The sequence below is a fragment of the Mesorhizobium sp. M0189 genome, from assembly GCF_040322135.1.
Classification (GTDB): Bacteria; Pseudomonadota; Alphaproteobacteria; order Rhizobiales; family Rhizobiaceae; genus Mesorhizobium.
The window spans coordinates 82,293-97,732 of record NZ_JAMYSW010000003.1 but is presented as its reverse complement, the minus strand read 5'-3'; the positions used below and the strand labels follow the sequence as shown (position 1 = coordinate 97,732).

At 64.7% G+C, this 15,440-nt stretch carries 18 protein-coding genes; 9 read left to right on the top strand and 9 right to left on the bottom strand.

Annotation, left to right across the window (positions count from 1 at the left end; genetic code table 11):
• Nucleotides 1–927 carry a hydroxymethylbilane synthase gene (hemC, locus tag NKJ09_RS06205; protein WP_023721376.1) on the bottom strand — a complete coding sequence of 309 codons (927 nt, stop codon included), beginning with the start codon at nucleotides 925–927 and terminating at the stop codon, nucleotides 1–3.
• A gap of 106 nt (nucleotides 928–1,033) precedes the next feature.
• On the opposite strand from hemC, the gene tsaD reads away from it, so the two are divergent.
• From tsaD to NKJ09_RS06175, 6 genes are all read left to right on the top strand, one after another.
• Nucleotides 1,034–2,119 (top strand): tRNA (adenosine(37)-N6)-threonylcarbamoyltransferase complex transferase subunit TsaD, encoded by a 1,086-nt coding sequence (tsaD, locus tag NKJ09_RS06200; protein ID WP_031194644.1) that lies wholly within the window; start codon nucleotides 1,034–1,036, stop codon nucleotides 2,117–2,119.
• Nucleotides 2,120–2,130: 11 nt separating this feature from the next.
• Nucleotides 2,131–3,132: an NAD(P)H-dependent glycerol-3-phosphate dehydrogenase gene (locus NKJ09_RS06195; protein ID WP_352494081.1), complete on the top strand. Its 1,002-nt coding sequence runs from the start codon at nucleotides 2,131–2,133 to the stop codon at nucleotides 3,130–3,132.
• A 26-nt stretch (nucleotides 3,133–3,158) separates the two neighbouring features.
• The gene (locus NKJ09_RS06190; protein WP_023721379.1) at nucleotides 3,159–3,455 is read left to right on the top strand and encodes a YciI-like protein; all 297 of its coding nucleotides are present in this window, start codon (nucleotides 3,159–3,161) and stop codon (nucleotides 3,453–3,455) included.
• A 135-nt stretch (nucleotides 3,456–3,590) separates the two neighbouring features.
• On the top strand, nucleotides 3,591–4,016 hold the full coding sequence (locus NKJ09_RS06185) for an EVE domain-containing protein (RefSeq protein WP_352494080.1): 426 nt from the start codon (nucleotides 3,591–3,593) through the stop codon (nucleotides 4,014–4,016).
• The gene (locus tag NKJ09_RS06180; protein ID WP_023721381.1) at nucleotides 4,013–4,669 is read left to right on the top strand and encodes a class I SAM-dependent methyltransferase; all 657 of its coding nucleotides are present in this window, start codon (nucleotides 4,013–4,015) and stop codon (nucleotides 4,667–4,669) included. The genes NKJ09_RS06185 and NKJ09_RS06180 overlap by 4 nt, the downstream gene beginning before the upstream one ends.
• A gap of 48 nt (nucleotides 4,670–4,717) precedes the next feature.
• Complete coding sequence (locus NKJ09_RS06175) at nucleotides 4,718–5,137, top strand: DUF1761 domain-containing protein (protein ID WP_023721382.1); 420 nt, start codon at nucleotides 4,718–4,720, stop codon at nucleotides 5,135–5,137.
• Nucleotides 5,138–5,162: 25 nt separating this feature from the next.
• Here the strand turns inward: NKJ09_RS06175 and gcvA are convergent, their stop codons facing one another.
• Nucleotides 5,163–6,083 (bottom strand): transcriptional regulator GcvA, encoded by a 921-nt coding sequence (gene gcvA / locus NKJ09_RS06170; protein ID WP_352494079.1) that lies wholly within the window; start codon nucleotides 6,081–6,083, stop codon nucleotides 5,163–5,165.
• Nucleotides 6,084–6,245: 162 nt separating this feature from the next.
• Here gcvA and NKJ09_RS06165 point away from each other — a divergent pair, with 162 nt between their 5' ends.
• Complete coding sequence (locus tag NKJ09_RS06165) at nucleotides 6,246–6,491, top strand: hypothetical protein (protein ID WP_023721384.1); 246 nt, start codon at nucleotides 6,246–6,248, stop codon at nucleotides 6,489–6,491.
• An 84-nt stretch (nucleotides 6,492–6,575) separates the two neighbouring features.
• Here NKJ09_RS06165 and NKJ09_RS06160 read toward each other — a convergent pair whose 3' ends face one another.
• Nucleotides 6,576–7,112 carry a L,D-transpeptidase family protein gene (locus NKJ09_RS06160; protein WP_352494230.1) on the bottom strand — a complete coding sequence of 179 codons (537 nt, stop codon included), beginning with the start codon at nucleotides 7,110–7,112 and terminating at the stop codon, nucleotides 6,576–6,578.
• 144 nt (nucleotides 7,113–7,256) lie between these two features.
• On the opposite strand from NKJ09_RS06160, the gene NKJ09_RS06155 reads away from it, so the two are divergent.
• Nucleotides 7,257–7,940, top strand: coding sequence for a response regulator transcription factor (locus tag NKJ09_RS06155; protein ID WP_023721386.1), 684 nt, complete (start codon nucleotides 7,257–7,259; stop codon nucleotides 7,938–7,940).
• A 195-nt stretch (nucleotides 7,941–8,135) separates the two neighbouring features.
• Nucleotides 8,136–8,591, top strand: a complete 456-nt coding sequence (locus tag NKJ09_RS06150) for a Crp/Fnr family transcriptional regulator (RefSeq protein WP_023680480.1) — start codon at nucleotides 8,136–8,138, stop codon at nucleotides 8,589–8,591.
• A 43-nt stretch (nucleotides 8,592–8,634) separates the two neighbouring features.
• Here NKJ09_RS06150 and NKJ09_RS06145 read toward each other — a convergent pair whose 3' ends face one another.
• The 6 genes from NKJ09_RS06145 to NKJ09_RS06120 form a co-directional block, all read right to left on the bottom strand.
• Entirely contained in the window at nucleotides 8,635–9,528 is an 894-nt protein-coding gene (locus tag NKJ09_RS06145; protein WP_352494078.1) for a sugar phosphate isomerase/epimerase family protein, read from the bottom strand.
• Nucleotides 9,529–9,645: 117 nt separating this feature from the next.
• Nucleotides 9,646–10,584 (bottom strand): ABC transporter substrate-binding protein, encoded by a 939-nt coding sequence (locus tag NKJ09_RS06140; RefSeq protein ID WP_023721388.1) that lies wholly within the window; start codon nucleotides 10,582–10,584, stop codon nucleotides 9,646–9,648.
• Between the two features lie 85 nt (nucleotides 10,585–10,669).
• The gene (locus tag NKJ09_RS06135) at nucleotides 10,670–11,647 is read right to left on the bottom strand and encodes an ABC transporter permease subunit (protein WP_502896313.1); all 978 of its coding nucleotides are present in this window, start codon (nucleotides 11,645–11,647) and stop codon (nucleotides 10,670–10,672) included.
• A 20-nt stretch (nucleotides 11,648–11,667) separates the two neighbouring features.
• The gene (locus tag NKJ09_RS06130) at nucleotides 11,668–13,212 is read right to left on the bottom strand and encodes a sugar ABC transporter ATP-binding protein (RefSeq protein WP_352494077.1); all 1,545 of its coding nucleotides are present in this window, start codon (nucleotides 13,210–13,212) and stop codon (nucleotides 11,668–11,670) included.
• Nucleotides 13,209–14,588 (bottom strand): FGGY-family carbohydrate kinase, encoded by a 1,380-nt coding sequence (locus tag NKJ09_RS06125; RefSeq protein ID WP_352494076.1) that lies wholly within the window; start codon nucleotides 14,586–14,588, stop codon nucleotides 13,209–13,211. The genes NKJ09_RS06130 and NKJ09_RS06125 overlap by 4 nt, the downstream gene beginning before the upstream one ends.
• Nucleotides 14,585–15,367 carry a DeoR/GlpR family DNA-binding transcription regulator gene (locus NKJ09_RS06120; protein WP_023721392.1) on the bottom strand — a complete coding sequence of 261 codons (783 nt, stop codon included), beginning with the start codon at nucleotides 15,365–15,367 and terminating at the stop codon, nucleotides 14,585–14,587. Before NKJ09_RS06120 ends, NKJ09_RS06125 begins: the two co-directional genes overlap by 4 nt.
• Nucleotides 15,368–15,440: the final 73 nt, after the last annotated feature.

The window sequence follows — 15,440 nt, the reverse complement described above, 5'->3', positions numbered from 1 at the left end:
TCAGGTCCAGCCGTCGAAGAATGTTTCGCCGGCTTTGGCCCGAACGGTCGCGGCGGCTTCCGCGCCAATGCGCGCCGCCTCCTGCGCTGGCCCTTCCAGCCTGACTTCATGCGACTGCGTGCCATCGGGCGAGATGATCAGCCCGGCAAAGGAAACCGTTGCGCCGGATATCGTCGCATGGCCGGCGATCGGGGTGCGGCAGGAGCCGTCGAGCGCCGCCAGGAAGGCGCGCTCGCAGGCCAGCGCCTGGCCGGTCGGCACGTCGTGGATTGCCGCCAGCATCGCTTCCACGTCGCGGTCGCCGATGCGGCTCTCGATACAGATCGCGCCTTGCCCCGGCGCCGGCGGAAAGACGTCGAGCGGCATCAGGTCGGTGACGACATTTTCGAGCCCGAGCCGCTTCAGCCCGGCATAGGCGAGGATGGTGCCGTCGGCGATGCCTTCGTCGAGCTTGCGCAGCCGCGTCTGCACATTGCCGCGAAACATCACCACGTCGATGTCCGGCCGCATCCGCCGGATCAGTGCCTGGCGCCTGAGCGACGACGAGCCGACCCTGGCGCCTTGCGGCAGGCCGGCAATCGTTCGCGCCGCCTTGCCGATGAAGGCATCGCGTGCGTCCTCGCGCGGCAGGAAGGCGGCCAGTTCCAGCCCCTCGGGCAACAGCGTAGGCATGTCCTTCGACGAATGCACGGCGATGTCGATGCGCCGCGCCAGCAACGCCTCCTCGATCTCCTTGGTGAACAGGCCCTTGCCGCCAGCTTCCGACAGCGGCCGGTCCTGGATGCGATCGCCGCTGGTCGAGATGACGACCACCTCGAACGCCTCGGCCGGCATGCCATGCGCCGTCATCAGCCGCGCCTGCGTTTCATGCGCCTGCGCCAATGCCAGCGGGCTGCCGCGTGTTCCGATTTTCAAGGTTGTTTGCATGGCGCGCCGTCCGTGATAACCCCCGGCAGGATCGAGGTCCGTCTTTCCGGCTTCCTCCTATCGGGGAAAGGCAGGCCGTACAATCCTTGGAGACAGCGACGAATTGATCCGCGTTCTGGGCATCGAGACGAGTTGCGACGAGACCGCCGCCAGCGTGGTGGCGCTGGACGGTCGCAGCACGCCGCAAATCCTGTCGAACATCGTGCTCAGCCAGATCGAGGAGCATGCCGCTTTCGGCGGCGTCGTGCCGGAGATTGCCGCGCGCGCCCATGTCGAGGCGCTCGACGGCATCATCGAGGCAGCGCTGGCCGATTCCGGCGTCGACCTCGCCGACATCGATGCGATTGCCGCCACCGCCGGTCCCGGTCTTGTCGGCGGGCTGATCGTCGGCCTGATGACGGCAAAAGCAATCGCCGCGGCAGCTAAAAAACCGCTGATCGCCGTCAACCATCTCGAAGGCCACGCGCTGACGGCCAGATTAACCGACGGGCTCGACTTTCCCTACCTCTTGCTGCTGGTTTCCGGCGGCCATACCCAGATCGTCGCCGTGCGCGGCGTCGGCGACTACCAGCGCTGGGCGACGACCATCGACGACGCGCTTGGCGAAGCCTTCGACAAGACGGCCAAGATGCTCGGCCTGCCCTATCCGGGCGGACCGAATGTCGAGAAGGCGGCGGCAAATGGCGATGCGGCCCGTTTTGCGTTTCCGCGCCCGATGAAGGGCTCGGCGCAGCCCGATTTTTCCTTTTCCGGCCTCAAGACCGCAGTGCGCCAGGCGGCATCCGCGATCGCCCCGCTGAGCGACCAGGACGTCGCCGATATCTGCGCCTCGTTCCAGGCGGCGGTGGCGGATGCGCTCGGCGACCGTGTTTCGCGGGCGCTGACCAGATTCCGTCAGCAATTCCCGGACAAGGCCGAGCCTGCGCTGGTTGTCGCCGGCGGCGTCGCCGCCAACCGGACGATCAAGGCGACATTGCAAGCGCTGTGCGAACAGGCCGGGTTCAGCTTCGTCGCCCCGCCGCTTAATCTCTGCACCGACAATGCGGCGATGATCGCCTGGGCCGGCATCGAGCGGCTGCGCGCCGGCATATCAGGCGAAAACGCCGCCGATTTCGTGCCGCGCTCGCGCTGGCCGCTGGACAGCGTCTCGGCCCCGATGGTCGGCTCTGGCCGGCGCGGGGCCAAGGCGTGACGAGCAAAGCCATGACGCGCAAAGCCAGCGCCGGCTGGCGTGTCGCCGTGCTTGGCGGCGGTGCCTGGGGCACGGCGCTGGCGCTGGCCATGCTGCGCGCCGGCCATTCGGTCCGGCTGTTCGCGCGCGACCCGGAGACCGTCGCGGCGATCGACCGTGGCGAAAATCCGCGCTATCTGCCCGGCATCGCGCTCGATCCCGGCATCGCGGCGACAAGTGACATCAAACTGGCTCTCGCCGACGCCGACTGCGTGCTGGCGGTGGCGCCGGCGCAATCGTTGCGCGCCATGCTGACGGCCGCGTCCAGCCATGTGCCGAAAGGCGTCCCGCTGGTGCTCTGCGCCAAGGGCATCGAGCGCGACACCGGCGCGCTGCTGTCGTCCATTGCCGAGGAAATCCTGCCGGCAAATCCGGTCGCCGCTTTGTCCGGCCCAAGCTTTGCCACCGACGTCGCCAGGGGCCTGCCCACGGCCGTGGTGGTCGCCGCCCGCGACGAGGCTCTGGCCACCGACCTTGCCGCCCGTTTCTCGGCTGAAAACCTGCGTTGTTATTGGAGCGACGACCTGATCGGCGTCGAGATCGGCGGCGCGCTGAAGAACGTCTTTGCCATCGCCGCGGGTGCCGTTACCGGCGCCGGGCTCGGCGCCAGCGCCCAGGCCGCAATGGTGACGCGCGGCTTCGTCGAATTGCGCCGCATCGGTGCCGCCTTCGGCGCAAAGCCGGAGACGCTGATGGGGCTTTCCGGCCTCGGCGACCTGCTGCTCACCTGCTCGTCCGCCCAGTCGCGCAATTTCGCCTATGGGCTGGCGCTCGGGCAAGGCAAGCCGCTTGCCGGCCTGCCTCTGGCTGAAGGCGTGCCGACGGCGGCGATCGCCGCCCGCATCGCCGGCGAGCGCCGGATCGACGCGCCGATCATCGCCGCCGTCGCCGCCATACTGGACGGCACCGTCACCATAGACCAGGCTGTGTCGGCGTTGATGACCAGGCCGCTCAAAACCGAAACCGACATGTAATCCCGAACGATTGCGGAGATGGAAAGATGCTGTTTGCGTTGATTTGCAAGGACAAGCCAGGAAGCCTGCAGGTGCGGCTCGATACGCGGCCTAAGCACCTTGCCTTCCTGGAAGGGCTGAACGGTGACAAGAAATTGGCCTTCGCCGGCCCGTTCCTCGACGCAGACGGCAAGCCGAACGGCACTCTCGCCGTTGTCGAGGCGCCCGATCTGGCTGCGGCAAAAGCCCTGTCGGCGGCCGATCCCTATACCAAGGCAGGGCTGTTCGAAAGCGTCGAAATCCGGCAGTGGAACTGGAGCTTCAACAAACCGGCGGGTATCTAAATGCATGTCGCGCAAAAGTGTGCAGCGGTTTTGTGATAACGACATGCATAAAACAAGAACCTGAAGCGCGTCGCATGACGCCGGTCGAACGCGACGCGCTTTTAGTCGCGACGGCACCTGAGGAGGAGCAAGACAATGAACTACTGGCTGTTCAAATCCGAACCCTCGGTCTTCTCCTTCGAGGACCTCAAGGCCAAGGGCAAGGCCGGCACGCAATGGGACGGCGTGCGCAATTATGCGGCGCGCAACAACATGAAGGCGATGCAGATCGGCGATCTCGGCTTTTTCTACCATTCCAATGATGGGCTCGACATAGTCGGCATCGCCGAAATCTGCGCTCTGGCCCATCAGGACAGCACGACCGACGATCCCCGCTGGGAGTGCGTCGATATCCGCGCCTTCAAGGACATGCCGAAGCCGGTGACGCTGGAACAGGCCAAGGCCAATCCAAAGCTGGCCGACATGGCGCTGGTGCGGCTCGGGCGGCTGTCCGTGCAGCCGGTGACGCCTGCCGAATGGCAGGAGGTCTGCCGCATGAGCGGACTGACGCCGGCGCCATGACGGCGCTGACGCCGGACAGTGCCAAGAAATTCATCCTCGACAACACGGCGCTGATGGCGCCGCCGCATGTGCCGGAGATACGCCTGCAGCTGGCCGACGAGGCGCATGAATTGTGGCAGCGGACCGAGGATGAGCTGACCGAAATCGGCCTGCCGCCGCCCTTCTGGGCCTTCGCCTGGGCCGGCGGCCAAGGCCTTGCCCGCTACATCCTCGACAATCCGGCGGCGGTGCGCGGCAGGCGCGTGCTCGACTTCGCCTCCGGCTCCGGCCTCGTCGCCATTGCAGCAGTGAAGGCCGGATCTGCCGAGGTGATCGCCGCCGACATCGACCCGTTCTGCGCGACCGCGGTCCGCCTCAATGCCGAGGCCAATGGCGTCGAGATAGAATTCCTCGCCGGCGACTGCATCGGCACCGATGCGGGCTGGGATCTGGTGCTGGCCGGCGACGTCTTCTACGACAAAGCTTTCGCCGACAGGCTGATGCCGTGGTTCGCAGCGTTGAAGGCGCGCGGCGCCGACATCCTCGTCGGCGATCCCGGCCGCTCCTATTTGCCGAAGACCGGGCTGGAACCGCTTGCCGTCTACGAAGTGGCGGTGACCCGCGCGCTGGAGGACGCCGAGGTCAAGCGCACCACCGTCTGGTGCCTTGCTTGACGGCATCGCCGAACAGGCGTTCCATCGCGCAATCGACCGGAGGGAATCATGGATTTTTCAGCAATCAATTGGCTGGCGGTAATCGTCGCCGCCGTGGTGGCGTGGCTGTTCGGCGCGGCCTGGTATATGGGCCTGAGCAAGCCGTGGCTGAAGGCCGCCAAGCTTGATCCGGCGACGATGAGCAAGTCGATGCTGCCCTTCGTCGTCTCCTTCGTCGCGGAGCTTGTCATGGCGCTGGTCATGTCGCTGATCATCGGCGCAGTGACCGGCGGCGAACCGAGCCTGCTTGCCGGGGTGATCTTCGGCTTCGTTCTCTGGCTGGGGTTCGTCGCCACGACGCTTTCGGTCAACCATCGCTACGAAGGTTTCGGCTGGGATCTGACGCTCATCGATGTCGGCCATTGGCTCGGCGTGATGCTTCTCATCGGCGCGGTGATCGGCTGGTTCGGCGCGGCGGCGACAGGCTGACCTTTAGGCGGCGACAGGCTGACCTTTAGGTTGGGGTCTTGGCGACTTCCTCGAGAAGCCAATCGCGAAAGGCGACGATGCGCGGATCGTTCGCCGCACTTTCGGGATAGACCAGGAAATAGGCGAATTCGGGCGCGACCTTGATGCCGAGTTCAAAGGGCCGGATCAGCCGGCCTTCCGAAAGGTCGTTTGCCACCATGGCGAAATCGGCGAGCGCAACCGCGTTGCCGTCGAGCGCGGCCTGCACGGCATCCGTCGAATTGCCGAACACGATGGTCCGGCTGTCGTCGAAATCGTCGACGCCCGCCGCCGCCATCCACATGCTCCAGTTCGGCCAGGTGACGCCCTGGCGCGACCACTCGATATGCGCCAGCGTATGATGGAACAGGTCGCGTGGCTCCTTGAGCGGCGGCCCTGACCGCAGCAAGGCCGGACTGCAGACGGGAATGATGACGTTTTCGAACAGCCGGTGCGAGCGAAGCCCCGGATATTTGCCGGCGCCGAAACGGATGCCGACATCGACATCGTCGCGGTCGAAATCGCGCACCTCATAGCTGATATCGAAGCGCAGCTCGATTGTCGGATGCTGTTTGCGAAAATCGTCGACGCGCCGCATCAGCCACTTCGTCGCGAATTGCGCATCGAGGGTGACCTTCAGCAGCGCCGATCCGCGCGCCGTCTTCTGCGCCCGTGAGACCGCGCGGCCAAGCAGGTCGAGCGCGTCGGTCGAGGCCTCGAACAGCACCGCACCCGCCTCGGTGAGCCGGATTGTGCGGCTGGTGCGTGTGAACAGCATGATGCCGAGCTGATCCTCGATTTCCTTGATCTGGTGGCTGACCGCTGCCGGCGTCAGGCCGAGCTCGTCGGCGGCGCGGGTGAAATTGAGGTGCCGGGCCGCCGCCTCCAGCGTCCGCAGCGCACGGGTTCCAGGCAGCAGGCGCGCCATCAGGGCCAGACGAGGAGGGTTCGGTCGAGCATTCCAATCCTCAAACAAAACTTGAAGATGCAGAAAAAACTACTCGTTTCCCGTTTGAATTTCAATCCGCCATGATCTGAGCATCGAAGAAACATCAAACCGGATTTGATGTCCGGAGAAGCGGATTGCACCATGTCTGACATCGCCCTGCGCTCGGTAACCCTCCGCCCGGCCTGGCTGCGCGCCGTGCTCGACTGGCTTCGGCACGCGAGAATCGCGGCCAATCTTCCCTACGAGAATGTCGAGGATCTCTCCGATCGCCAGCTGCGCGACATCGGTAGCGAACGCAAGGACATCGCACGCGCCATGGACCGCGAACTCGGCCGGCTCGGCCTTCTCGACATAGGGTGGCAAAGGAGTAGGGGAGTAGGGGAGTAGGGGAGTAGGGGAGCTAAGCGGCGCGCCCGCCCCTGTCTCTACTTTTACTGCCCTATTCCCCTACTCCCTTATTCCCCTATTCCCTTACCTTACCACCCTCACCACCGTCCGCTCCGACAGCAGCGGCAGCAGCCGTGCCATGGTGCGGGCTGTTACCGCGACGCAGCCTTGCGTCGGCGTGAAGCCGGGGCGCGCCAGGTGGAAGAAGATGGCGCTGCCGCGCCCGCGCCGGCGCGGCACAATGTTCCAGTCCAGCACCAGGCAGGCATCGTAGAGATCGTCGGCCCGCTGCATCCGCTCATGGCTGGCGCCATAGGGGATTTTGACCGGGCGGTTGTAGTTGCGGTCCCCAGGCACTTCGCACCAGCCGAGGTCGCGGCCGATCGGCGTCATCGCCAGCCGCGTCCGGCGGCCGCTGGAAAAACGGTCGCCGCGAAAATATCCCGACAATATCCGCATCGAGGCGAGCGGCGTGGCGCCATCGCCCTCGCGCTTGCCGGCCGAGATGCCGCCATGCCCCAGCGCACATGGAAACACGAGTTTGCCGGCCTGTAGAAAGCCCTGGCTGACATGGCCGGGCCGCGCGCGCACGGTGAGCACGGTGAGCCCTTTCGGCAAAATTGCGCCGACTGCATTGCGATCGTGTTTTTTCTTGTATGATCGTGCCACGGAACAAATCACTGTGAACGGCTGTTGTGCCGGTCAGCTTCCGCATAAACAGGCAGCGGTCAACTGAAATCTCTTTTCAAAACAACGGATTGATCCATGACTTCACGCACCATTCTGATCGTCGACGACGATGACGACCTGCGCGGCACCCTTGTCGAGCAATTGTCGCTTTATGAGGAATTCGATGTCCTGCAGGAAGCGACCGCCGCCAAAGGCGTCGCCGCGGCGCGCGGCGGGCTTATCGACCTGCTCATCATGGATGTCGGCCTGCCCGACATGGATGGCCGCGAGGCGGTGAAGATATTGCGCAAGGGCGGCTACAAGGCGCCGATCATCATGCTGACCGGCCACGACACCGATTCCGACACGATCCTTGGTCTCGAGGCCGGCGCCAACGACTATGTGACCAAGCCGTTCCGCTTTGCCGTGCTGCTGGCCCGCATTCGCGCCCAGCTGCGCCAGCACGAGCAGAGCGAGGACGCCACTTTCTCGGTCGGCCCCTACACGTTCAAGCCCAGCCAGAAGCTTCTGATCGACCCGCGCGGCGCCAAGGTGCGGCTGACCGAAAAGGAAGCCTCGATCATCAAATATCTCTACCGCGCCGACCAGAAGGTGGTGACCCGCGACGTGCTGCTGGAGGAAGTCTGGGGCTACAATTCCGGCGTCACCACGCATACGCTCGAAACCCACGTCTACCGGCTGCGCCAGAAGATCGAGCGGGATCCTTCCAACGCGGAAATTCTCGTGACAGAAAGCGGCGGCTACAAGCTGGTTCCTTAAACATTTCATTATTCAAATAAGCGATCCGGGCGGGGCGCTTTTCGGGTACGGTCCTGAGCTGGAGGTGGGTCTGGATCGAACTCGCGGAGGCATCGGGTCCAAGGAGCGGAACCGATTTTTGAAACGCCTTGCGCGTCCGGGGGACGCGCGGCGCTCTAGGGAGGAGTGGGACTGACGGTTCGGGGACATAGCTAGATGGCGCTGGATGACGACATCCGCATCCTGTCCACCGTGAGGCTCTTCGAGGGCTTTACGCAGGAACAGCTGCGTCTGCTCGCCTTCGGCGCCGAAACCACCATGCTGAAAGCCGACCACAAGCTTTATCGCGAGGACGACGAAGCTGATTCGGCCTACATCGTGGTCAGCGGCCGCATCGTGCTCTATCGCGAGCACGACGGGGAGCGCATCCCGATCGGCACCGCCGGTCCCGGCACCATACTCAGCGAACTGGCGCTGATCGCCGACACCAACCGGCTGACCAGCGCCTCCGCCGAAATCGATTCGGAAGTGCTGCGGCTCAGCCGCAAGATGTTCCGCCGCATCCTCGAGGAATATCCGGAGCTGGCGGTTCACTTGCACCAGCGCATATTGGAGGATTTCCAGGCGATGATCCGCCGGATCGAGGAACTTGGGCCGCGTTTTGCCGGCTAATGTAGCGCCTCTGGTTTAACCAGATTTCGGAATTTGCGAGTTCTCAAGGCCGGTGCGTTGCGGAAACAAGCTCCGCCTTGCGCCGCGCGGTCTCCAGTCCGAGCGCAATGAAGCGGCGCGCATGTTTGGCCAGCTCCATATTGTCGGTCCACAGATTGCGCCAGATCGCGGTTTTCCGCGACAGGTTCTCGTCGACGATTTCCGACGAGAAGGATTCGAAGCTGAGGTCGTCGCTGTAGCCGATAGCGGTCAGCGCATCGAATATCCCGGCGAAATCGATATTGCCGGTGCCGAGGAAGCCGCGATGGCTCTCGCCGATATGGACATAGCCGATTTTCTTTGCGGCGTTGCGGATGGCCAATCCGACATCGGCCTCCTCGATGTTCATGTGGAACGTGTCGAGATGCAGGAAGATGTTGTCGGAGCCGCTGTCCTCGATAAAGGCCATGCCTTGCGCGGCGGTGTTGAGCAGGTTGCTTTCGAAGCGGTTGACGATCTCGAGGTTGAGGGTGACGCCGGCTGACTTTGCCGTCTCCGCCACCTCGGCAAGCGTGCCGGCGCTGCGGTTCCACTGGTCGCGCGTCGGCGCCTCGCTCTGCAAGCCGTGGCTGGTGCTGAGGATGCCGGCAACCTTCTGGCCGCCGAGATCGCGAGTCAGCGCGATCGTACGTTTCAGGATTTCGACGCCGTGCGCCGCAATCGTTTTGTCGGCGCTCGAAATATCGCCGTCGGCCGGCAGTCCGATGCTGATCGCGACGCCGAGGCCGAGATCGGCTATCCGCTTGGCCAAGCCGTCAATGTCGACATTAGCGGGGTCGAGATAGGAGAATTCGATCAGGTCGAAGCCGGCTTCGCTGGTGTTGGCCAGCGTCCGCTCGAGATCGCTCTGCGTCGAGCTCGCCGACCAGACGAATGAGTGGATTCCGATGCGCGACATGATTGTCTCCGGTTATTCCAGCAGTAGCGGACCCAAGTCCAAATCGGTGTTTGGCAATCCGTTGCTCAGACAAAAAAGGTGCGGCCGGTCATCCCGGCCGCCCCAGGCGTGGGAGGTTTAGCGAGCTGCGGTCCAGCCCTTGTAATCCTTCAAATTGTCGGCCGTGATCAGCTTCGGGTCGAGCAGCACCGTCGGCTCGGCCGGCTTCTTGCCGGCAAGCAGGTCAGCCGCCATCGTCAGCGACTGGCCGGCCATCACATAGGGATCCTGCGAGGCCGAGGCCTTGATCATCGACGTGCCGGAAGCGAGTTCCTTCTCGATATCGGGCGCGCCGTCGACCGCCGTGAAGATGAACTCCGAGCGGTTGAGCTGCTTGGCCGCAAGCTGGGCGCCGATCGCCGTCGGATCGTTGATGGCGAACACCGCGTCGATCTTGTCGAAACGGGTCAGCAGCGACTGAAACACTTTCAAGCCGCCGTCACGTGAGCCTTCGGCGTTCTGGTCGTCTGAAAGGACCTTGATGTCGGGGTGTTTTGCCAGCACGTCCTTGCAGCCCTTGACCCTCTCCAGGATCGACGACGAGGCCGGGCCGTTGAGGATGACGTAGTCGCCCTTGCCGCCGGTATGGTCGACCAGATACTGGCACGCCTCTTCGCCGGCCTTGACATTGTTGGTCATCACGGTGACGTCGGCGCCCGGCGCCGAAACGTCAAAAGCGGCAACGACGATGCCGGCCGCCTGTGCCTTCTTCACCGCCGGTGCGATCGCCTTGGCATCGACGGCATTGAGCATGATGACGTCGACGCCGGCGGCGATGAAGGAATCGACCTGCGAGACCTGCTTGTTGAGATCGTAGTCGGCCGATACCGATGTCACCTGCACATTCGGGTTGATTTTCTTGGCCGCGTCCTCGATGCCCTTGATGGTGGCGACGAAGAACGGGTTGCCGAGCAGGCCGACCGAGATGCCGACCTTGTTCAGGTCCTTGGCCGATGCCGGCGCGATGACGGCGGCTGCAAGGGCGACGCCGCAGAGCAGTTTAGCGATGATCTTCATAGTTTTATTTTCCTCCTGATGCCCGCGCCTCTCACGGTGCGTTACACATGAAACCGGCTCGATGGACGCCGGCGACTAAGGGCCATCACGTTCTTGCTCCTGCCTGGAGCCGGTAACGGTCGAGGGCGACCGCCACGATGATGACCAATCCCTTGATGATGTACTGCCAGATGTCGGAAACACCGGCGAGGATGAGCCCATTTGACAGCACGGCGATGATCAGGCCGCCGATCAGCGTGCCCCAGATCGAGCCGACGCCGCCGACGAAGCTGGTGCCGCCGAGGATGACCGCGGCAATGGCGTCGAGTTCGTAGGACTGGCCGAGCTGCAGCCCGTTGGCGGCATAGAGCCGGGCCGCCGACATGGCGCCGCCAAGGCCGGCCAGAAGGCCGGAAACGCCGTAGACGAAGAGCAGCACCAGCGGCACCTTGATGCCGGTCAGTCTGGCGGCCTCGGCGTTGCCGCCGACGGCGTAGATCCAGGTGCCAAGCACGGTGCGCTTGAGCACCAGCCAGGACAGCACCACGACCGCCAGCGCGATGATGACCAGCCATGGAACGCCGAACAGCGAACCGTTGCCGATGAAGTCGAACGGCAGGTCCGAGTTGAACACCGTCGTGTCCTGGCCAAGCAACCGGGCGACGCCGCGCACGGCGGTCAGTGATCCCAGCGTGACGATGAAGGGCGGCAGCTTGATGTAGGCGATCAGCAGGCCGTTGATGACGCCGAAGCCGAGCCCGACGAGAATGGCCGCCGGCACGCCCAGCAGTCCCCAATCGGGCACCAGCGACACCATCACCGCCACCATCGCCGAGGCGGCAAGGATCGAGCCGACGGACAGGTCGATGCCGCCGGTCAGGATGACGAAGGTCATGCCGGCCGCCAACACGATGTTGATCGACGATTGCTGCATGACGATCAGCAGATTGGTCTGGGTGAAAAAGCGCGGGTTGATGAACTGGAAGCCGACCGCCAGCAGAATCAGGATCGGCAGCATGCCGAGCGCAGCGATGGCGGTGCGCCACCTTGTGCTCCTGCCCACCGCCCGGTCGTCCGCTTTCATCGTGTCGGCCACCTTGTCGGTCATCGCTGAGCCGCTCCCGTTGCAAGTTCCATGATCGCTTCCTGCCGCAGTGGCTCGCCCTCCGACGCCGTTACCTCGCCGGCAATGGTGCCGTCGCGCATCACCAGCACGCGGTCGGCGATGCCGATCACCTCCGGCAGTTCGCTGGAGATCATCAGGATGGCGATGCCTTTCTTGGCCAGATTGTCGATCAGCCGGTAGATTTCCGACTTCGCCCCGACGTCGACGCCGCGGGTCGGCTCATCGAGGATGACGACCTGCGGCTCTGTTTCCAGCAGGCGGGCGAGCAGCACCTTCTGCTGGTTGCCACCCGACAGCGAGCCGGCATTGGCCTGCACCGAGCTGGTGCGGATCGAGAGGTCTGACACCGCCTTGGCGGCGCGCCTTTCGGCGGCCGTGAAGTCGCGCAGACCGCCGGCCTTCGCGTCCCTTGCCAGCACGCCCATGCTGATGTTGTCGGAGATCGACATGTCGAGGAACAGGCCAAGTTGCTTGCGGTCCTCGGTCAGGTAGGCGATGCCGGCATCCAGCGCCTCGCTTGGCGAACCGATGGATATCGGTTTGCCGCCGAGCTCCAGCGTGCCCGATATGTGCCTGTCGGCGCCGAAGATCAGCCGTGCCAGTTCGGTGCGGCCCGAGCCGACCAGGCCTGCCAGTGCCAGCACCTCGCCTTTGTGGAGGTCGAAGGAGCAATTCTTTATGAGATTGCCGTCCGACATGCCGCGCACCGACAGCGCGACGGCGCGCTTGCTGTCCGGCGGGCGGTGATCCTTCTTGTAGAACGTCGACAGATCGCGCCCAACCATCATCGATACCAGGCGTGAGGCGTTCAGATCGGCGCGGTCGAGCGTGCCGACATAGCCGCTGTCGCGTAGCACGCTGACGCGGTCGGCGAGCTGGTAGACCTCTTCCATGCGGTGGCTGATGTAGATGATGGCAATACCTTGCGACTTCAGCGTCGCGATCACCTCGAACAGCCGGTCGGTCTCACGCGAGGTCAGCGACGTGGTCGGCTCGTCCATGACGATGATGCGCGCATTGGTCGACAGCGCGCGGGCGATTTCGACCAACTGGCGTTCGCCGAGCGACAGGCTGGTGACCGGGGTGCGCGCCGAAAAAGTCACGCCGAGCCGCGCGATGATGTCGCTGGCGCGCCGGTTACACTGCTCGCGATCGACGATGCCGAACCGTCGCGGCTCGTTGCCGAGGAAAATGTTCTGCGCCACCGACAGATTGGGCGCCAGCGACAGCTCCTGGTAGATGACCGCAATGCCGGCGGCGCGTGCCTTGATCGGGTCGCCGGTGGCGGCCGGCATGCCGTCGATCAGGATCTCGCCGCCGGGATCCGGCCGGTAGGCGCCGGACAGCACTTTCATCAGCGTCGACTTGCCGGCACCGTTCTCGCCCATCAGCGCGTGCAGCTCGCCGGCATGGACGGTCAGCGACACATCGTGCAGGGCGCGGATCGGGCCGAATGTCTTCGAGATGTGGCGCATCTCCAGCACCGGCTGGCGCACCGTCTCGATCCGGGCGATGGCGCTCATCGCGCACCTCCCGCAGCTGCTCTGGGGGCACCCCGATCGGCGGCAAGGCCGCGCCAGTCGTTGCGGTAGCCGGCAAGGCCGCTGAAGCTTGCCGCATGCACCGCCTCCGGCGCCTCGGTGGCAAACTCGCGTCCGACGCTTTCGAAGGCAAGTGCTGCGGCACCGGTGGCGCTGCCCTCCAGCGTTGCGCCCTGCAGGAAGGCCTGCCCGGGACGCACTTGCGCCAGCAGCGCGGCAAGCAGCCCGCCATTGTTCAGGCCGCCGTCGACGATGACGGTATTATCGGAATGGATCAGCTCGAGGCACAAATCGACCATCAGCGCGACATAGAGCAGCGCCATGGCCGCGCGTTCGTCGGCGTTGGGCGTGCGCCCGACCAGTTCGCCGCGCCGGTGTGCCATCGGGCCGCCGGGCGCGAAGCTCGGCAGCGCCATAATGCCGGCGTCGATCACCCGCTGTATCGATGACGGCGCGATGGCGCCCTGCCAGCCGGCGCTGATCGTCGCGAATTCGCGGCCGCCCATGAAGCGGATGGTTGGCACCGGGCCGCCATCGACATCGACGTTGACCAGCATGTCGCGCTCGCCGTCGAGTGCGTCGAGAGGACAGTCCGGGTTGAGAACGACGACCCAGGTGCCGGTCGAGACCACGGTCACCGGCCCGAGCTGCTGCCGGCGGTAGGCATGGAGCGCGGCATTGCTGTCGTGGACGCCATTATGGATGGCGACCGGCTTCGCGGCTCGGCCGAAGCGCTGCTCGCCGATCACCGCGCCGGCACGCTCGAAGGCGGGCATCTGGCCGCGCCAGCCCTCGGCATCGACCAGCGAGCTGAAATCGCGTCTGCGCGGCGCCCATAAATGCGAGTGGCAGCCGAGATAGGACACTTCCGATACCGGCCGGCCACCAAGGCGCCAGCTCCAGTATTGGGGGTAGCCGAGGATCGATTTCGCTGCGGCGAAGGCACCGGGGTCCACCTCCTTCAGCCACAACATGTGGCGGCCGTAGTTGAAGCCAAGCGGCAGGCGCGGCGAAAAGGTCTCGGCAAAATCCGGAATGCGGCGATCGATTTGCGCGGCGATCTCGGCCGGCGGTTCCTGCTCGTAATCGAGGATCGGATGCGTCAGCGCGGCGTCGTTGACCAACGCGAAGGTGCAGCCATGGCCGGATACCATCAGCCCTTCCACGCCATGCGTGTCGACGGCGTCATCGATGGCGCGGGCCGCCCAGTCGTGCAGCGTTGCCTCGTCGAGCACGCTGAAGCCGTTTTTGCGGATCCAGCTCGGCTGGGTGCGGCGCTCGTCGAGGATGCGTCCGTCCTGGCCGAAGACGAACAGCTTCGAATTGGTCTTGCCGAAATCGAGGACGGCTACTTTCACTGGGCGCCTCCCGAGGAAGCGGCGATGCGCACCATGACGCCGGCATCTTCGAGCATGCGCGCGTCGGTGTCGGACAGGCCCTCATCGGTGACCAGCGTACCGATCCGCGACAGCGGCAGCGCCACGTTGCGGGCGTGGATCGACAGTTTGCGGCTGTCGGCCAGCACGACGATCTGGTCGGCGCAGAGGCTGAGCTCGACGATCGAGCGAACCAGCAGCGGGTGCGATTCCAGAAGGCCTTCCTGGCCGATGCCTTGCGCGCCGAGAAAGAACTTCGAGGCGTAGAACGGCACCGTCTGGGTCAGCGAATGGATGATACCCGGCTCGCGGTGCAGTTCGCCGCCGGCGACGGTCAGGCTGCAATGGCCGTGATCGCTGAGATAGGCCGCGAGCGGCATCGAGTTGGTGTAGAGCCGGATGTTGCGGTCGGCGAGCTTGACGCCGAGATGGAAGCAGGTCGAACCGCCATGCACGATGACCGCGTCGCCGTCGCGCACCATGGTGGCGGCGAGAGCGGCGATCTGCCGCTTGGCCTCGACGGCGAGGTCGCGGTTCTCGTCATAGGGCCTGGCATAGGCGACGCCGACTTGCGAAGCGCCATCGAGCGCCGAGATGCCGCCATAGACCTTGCGCGCTTCGCCGGCCTCGTCGATCTTGTCGATGTCGCGCCGCACCGTCGCCGCCGACACGCCAAGCCGCTCCTGCAGCTCGCGCACCGATGCGAAAGGCCGGTCTCGCAAAAGCTCGACAATCTGGCGCTGGCGGCCGGAGTCGCTCAACCCTTACCTCCCAATGCGCTTGCCTCCCAAGCCATTTTGCACGGCATTGCCATTTTGCACGGCAATTGGTGCA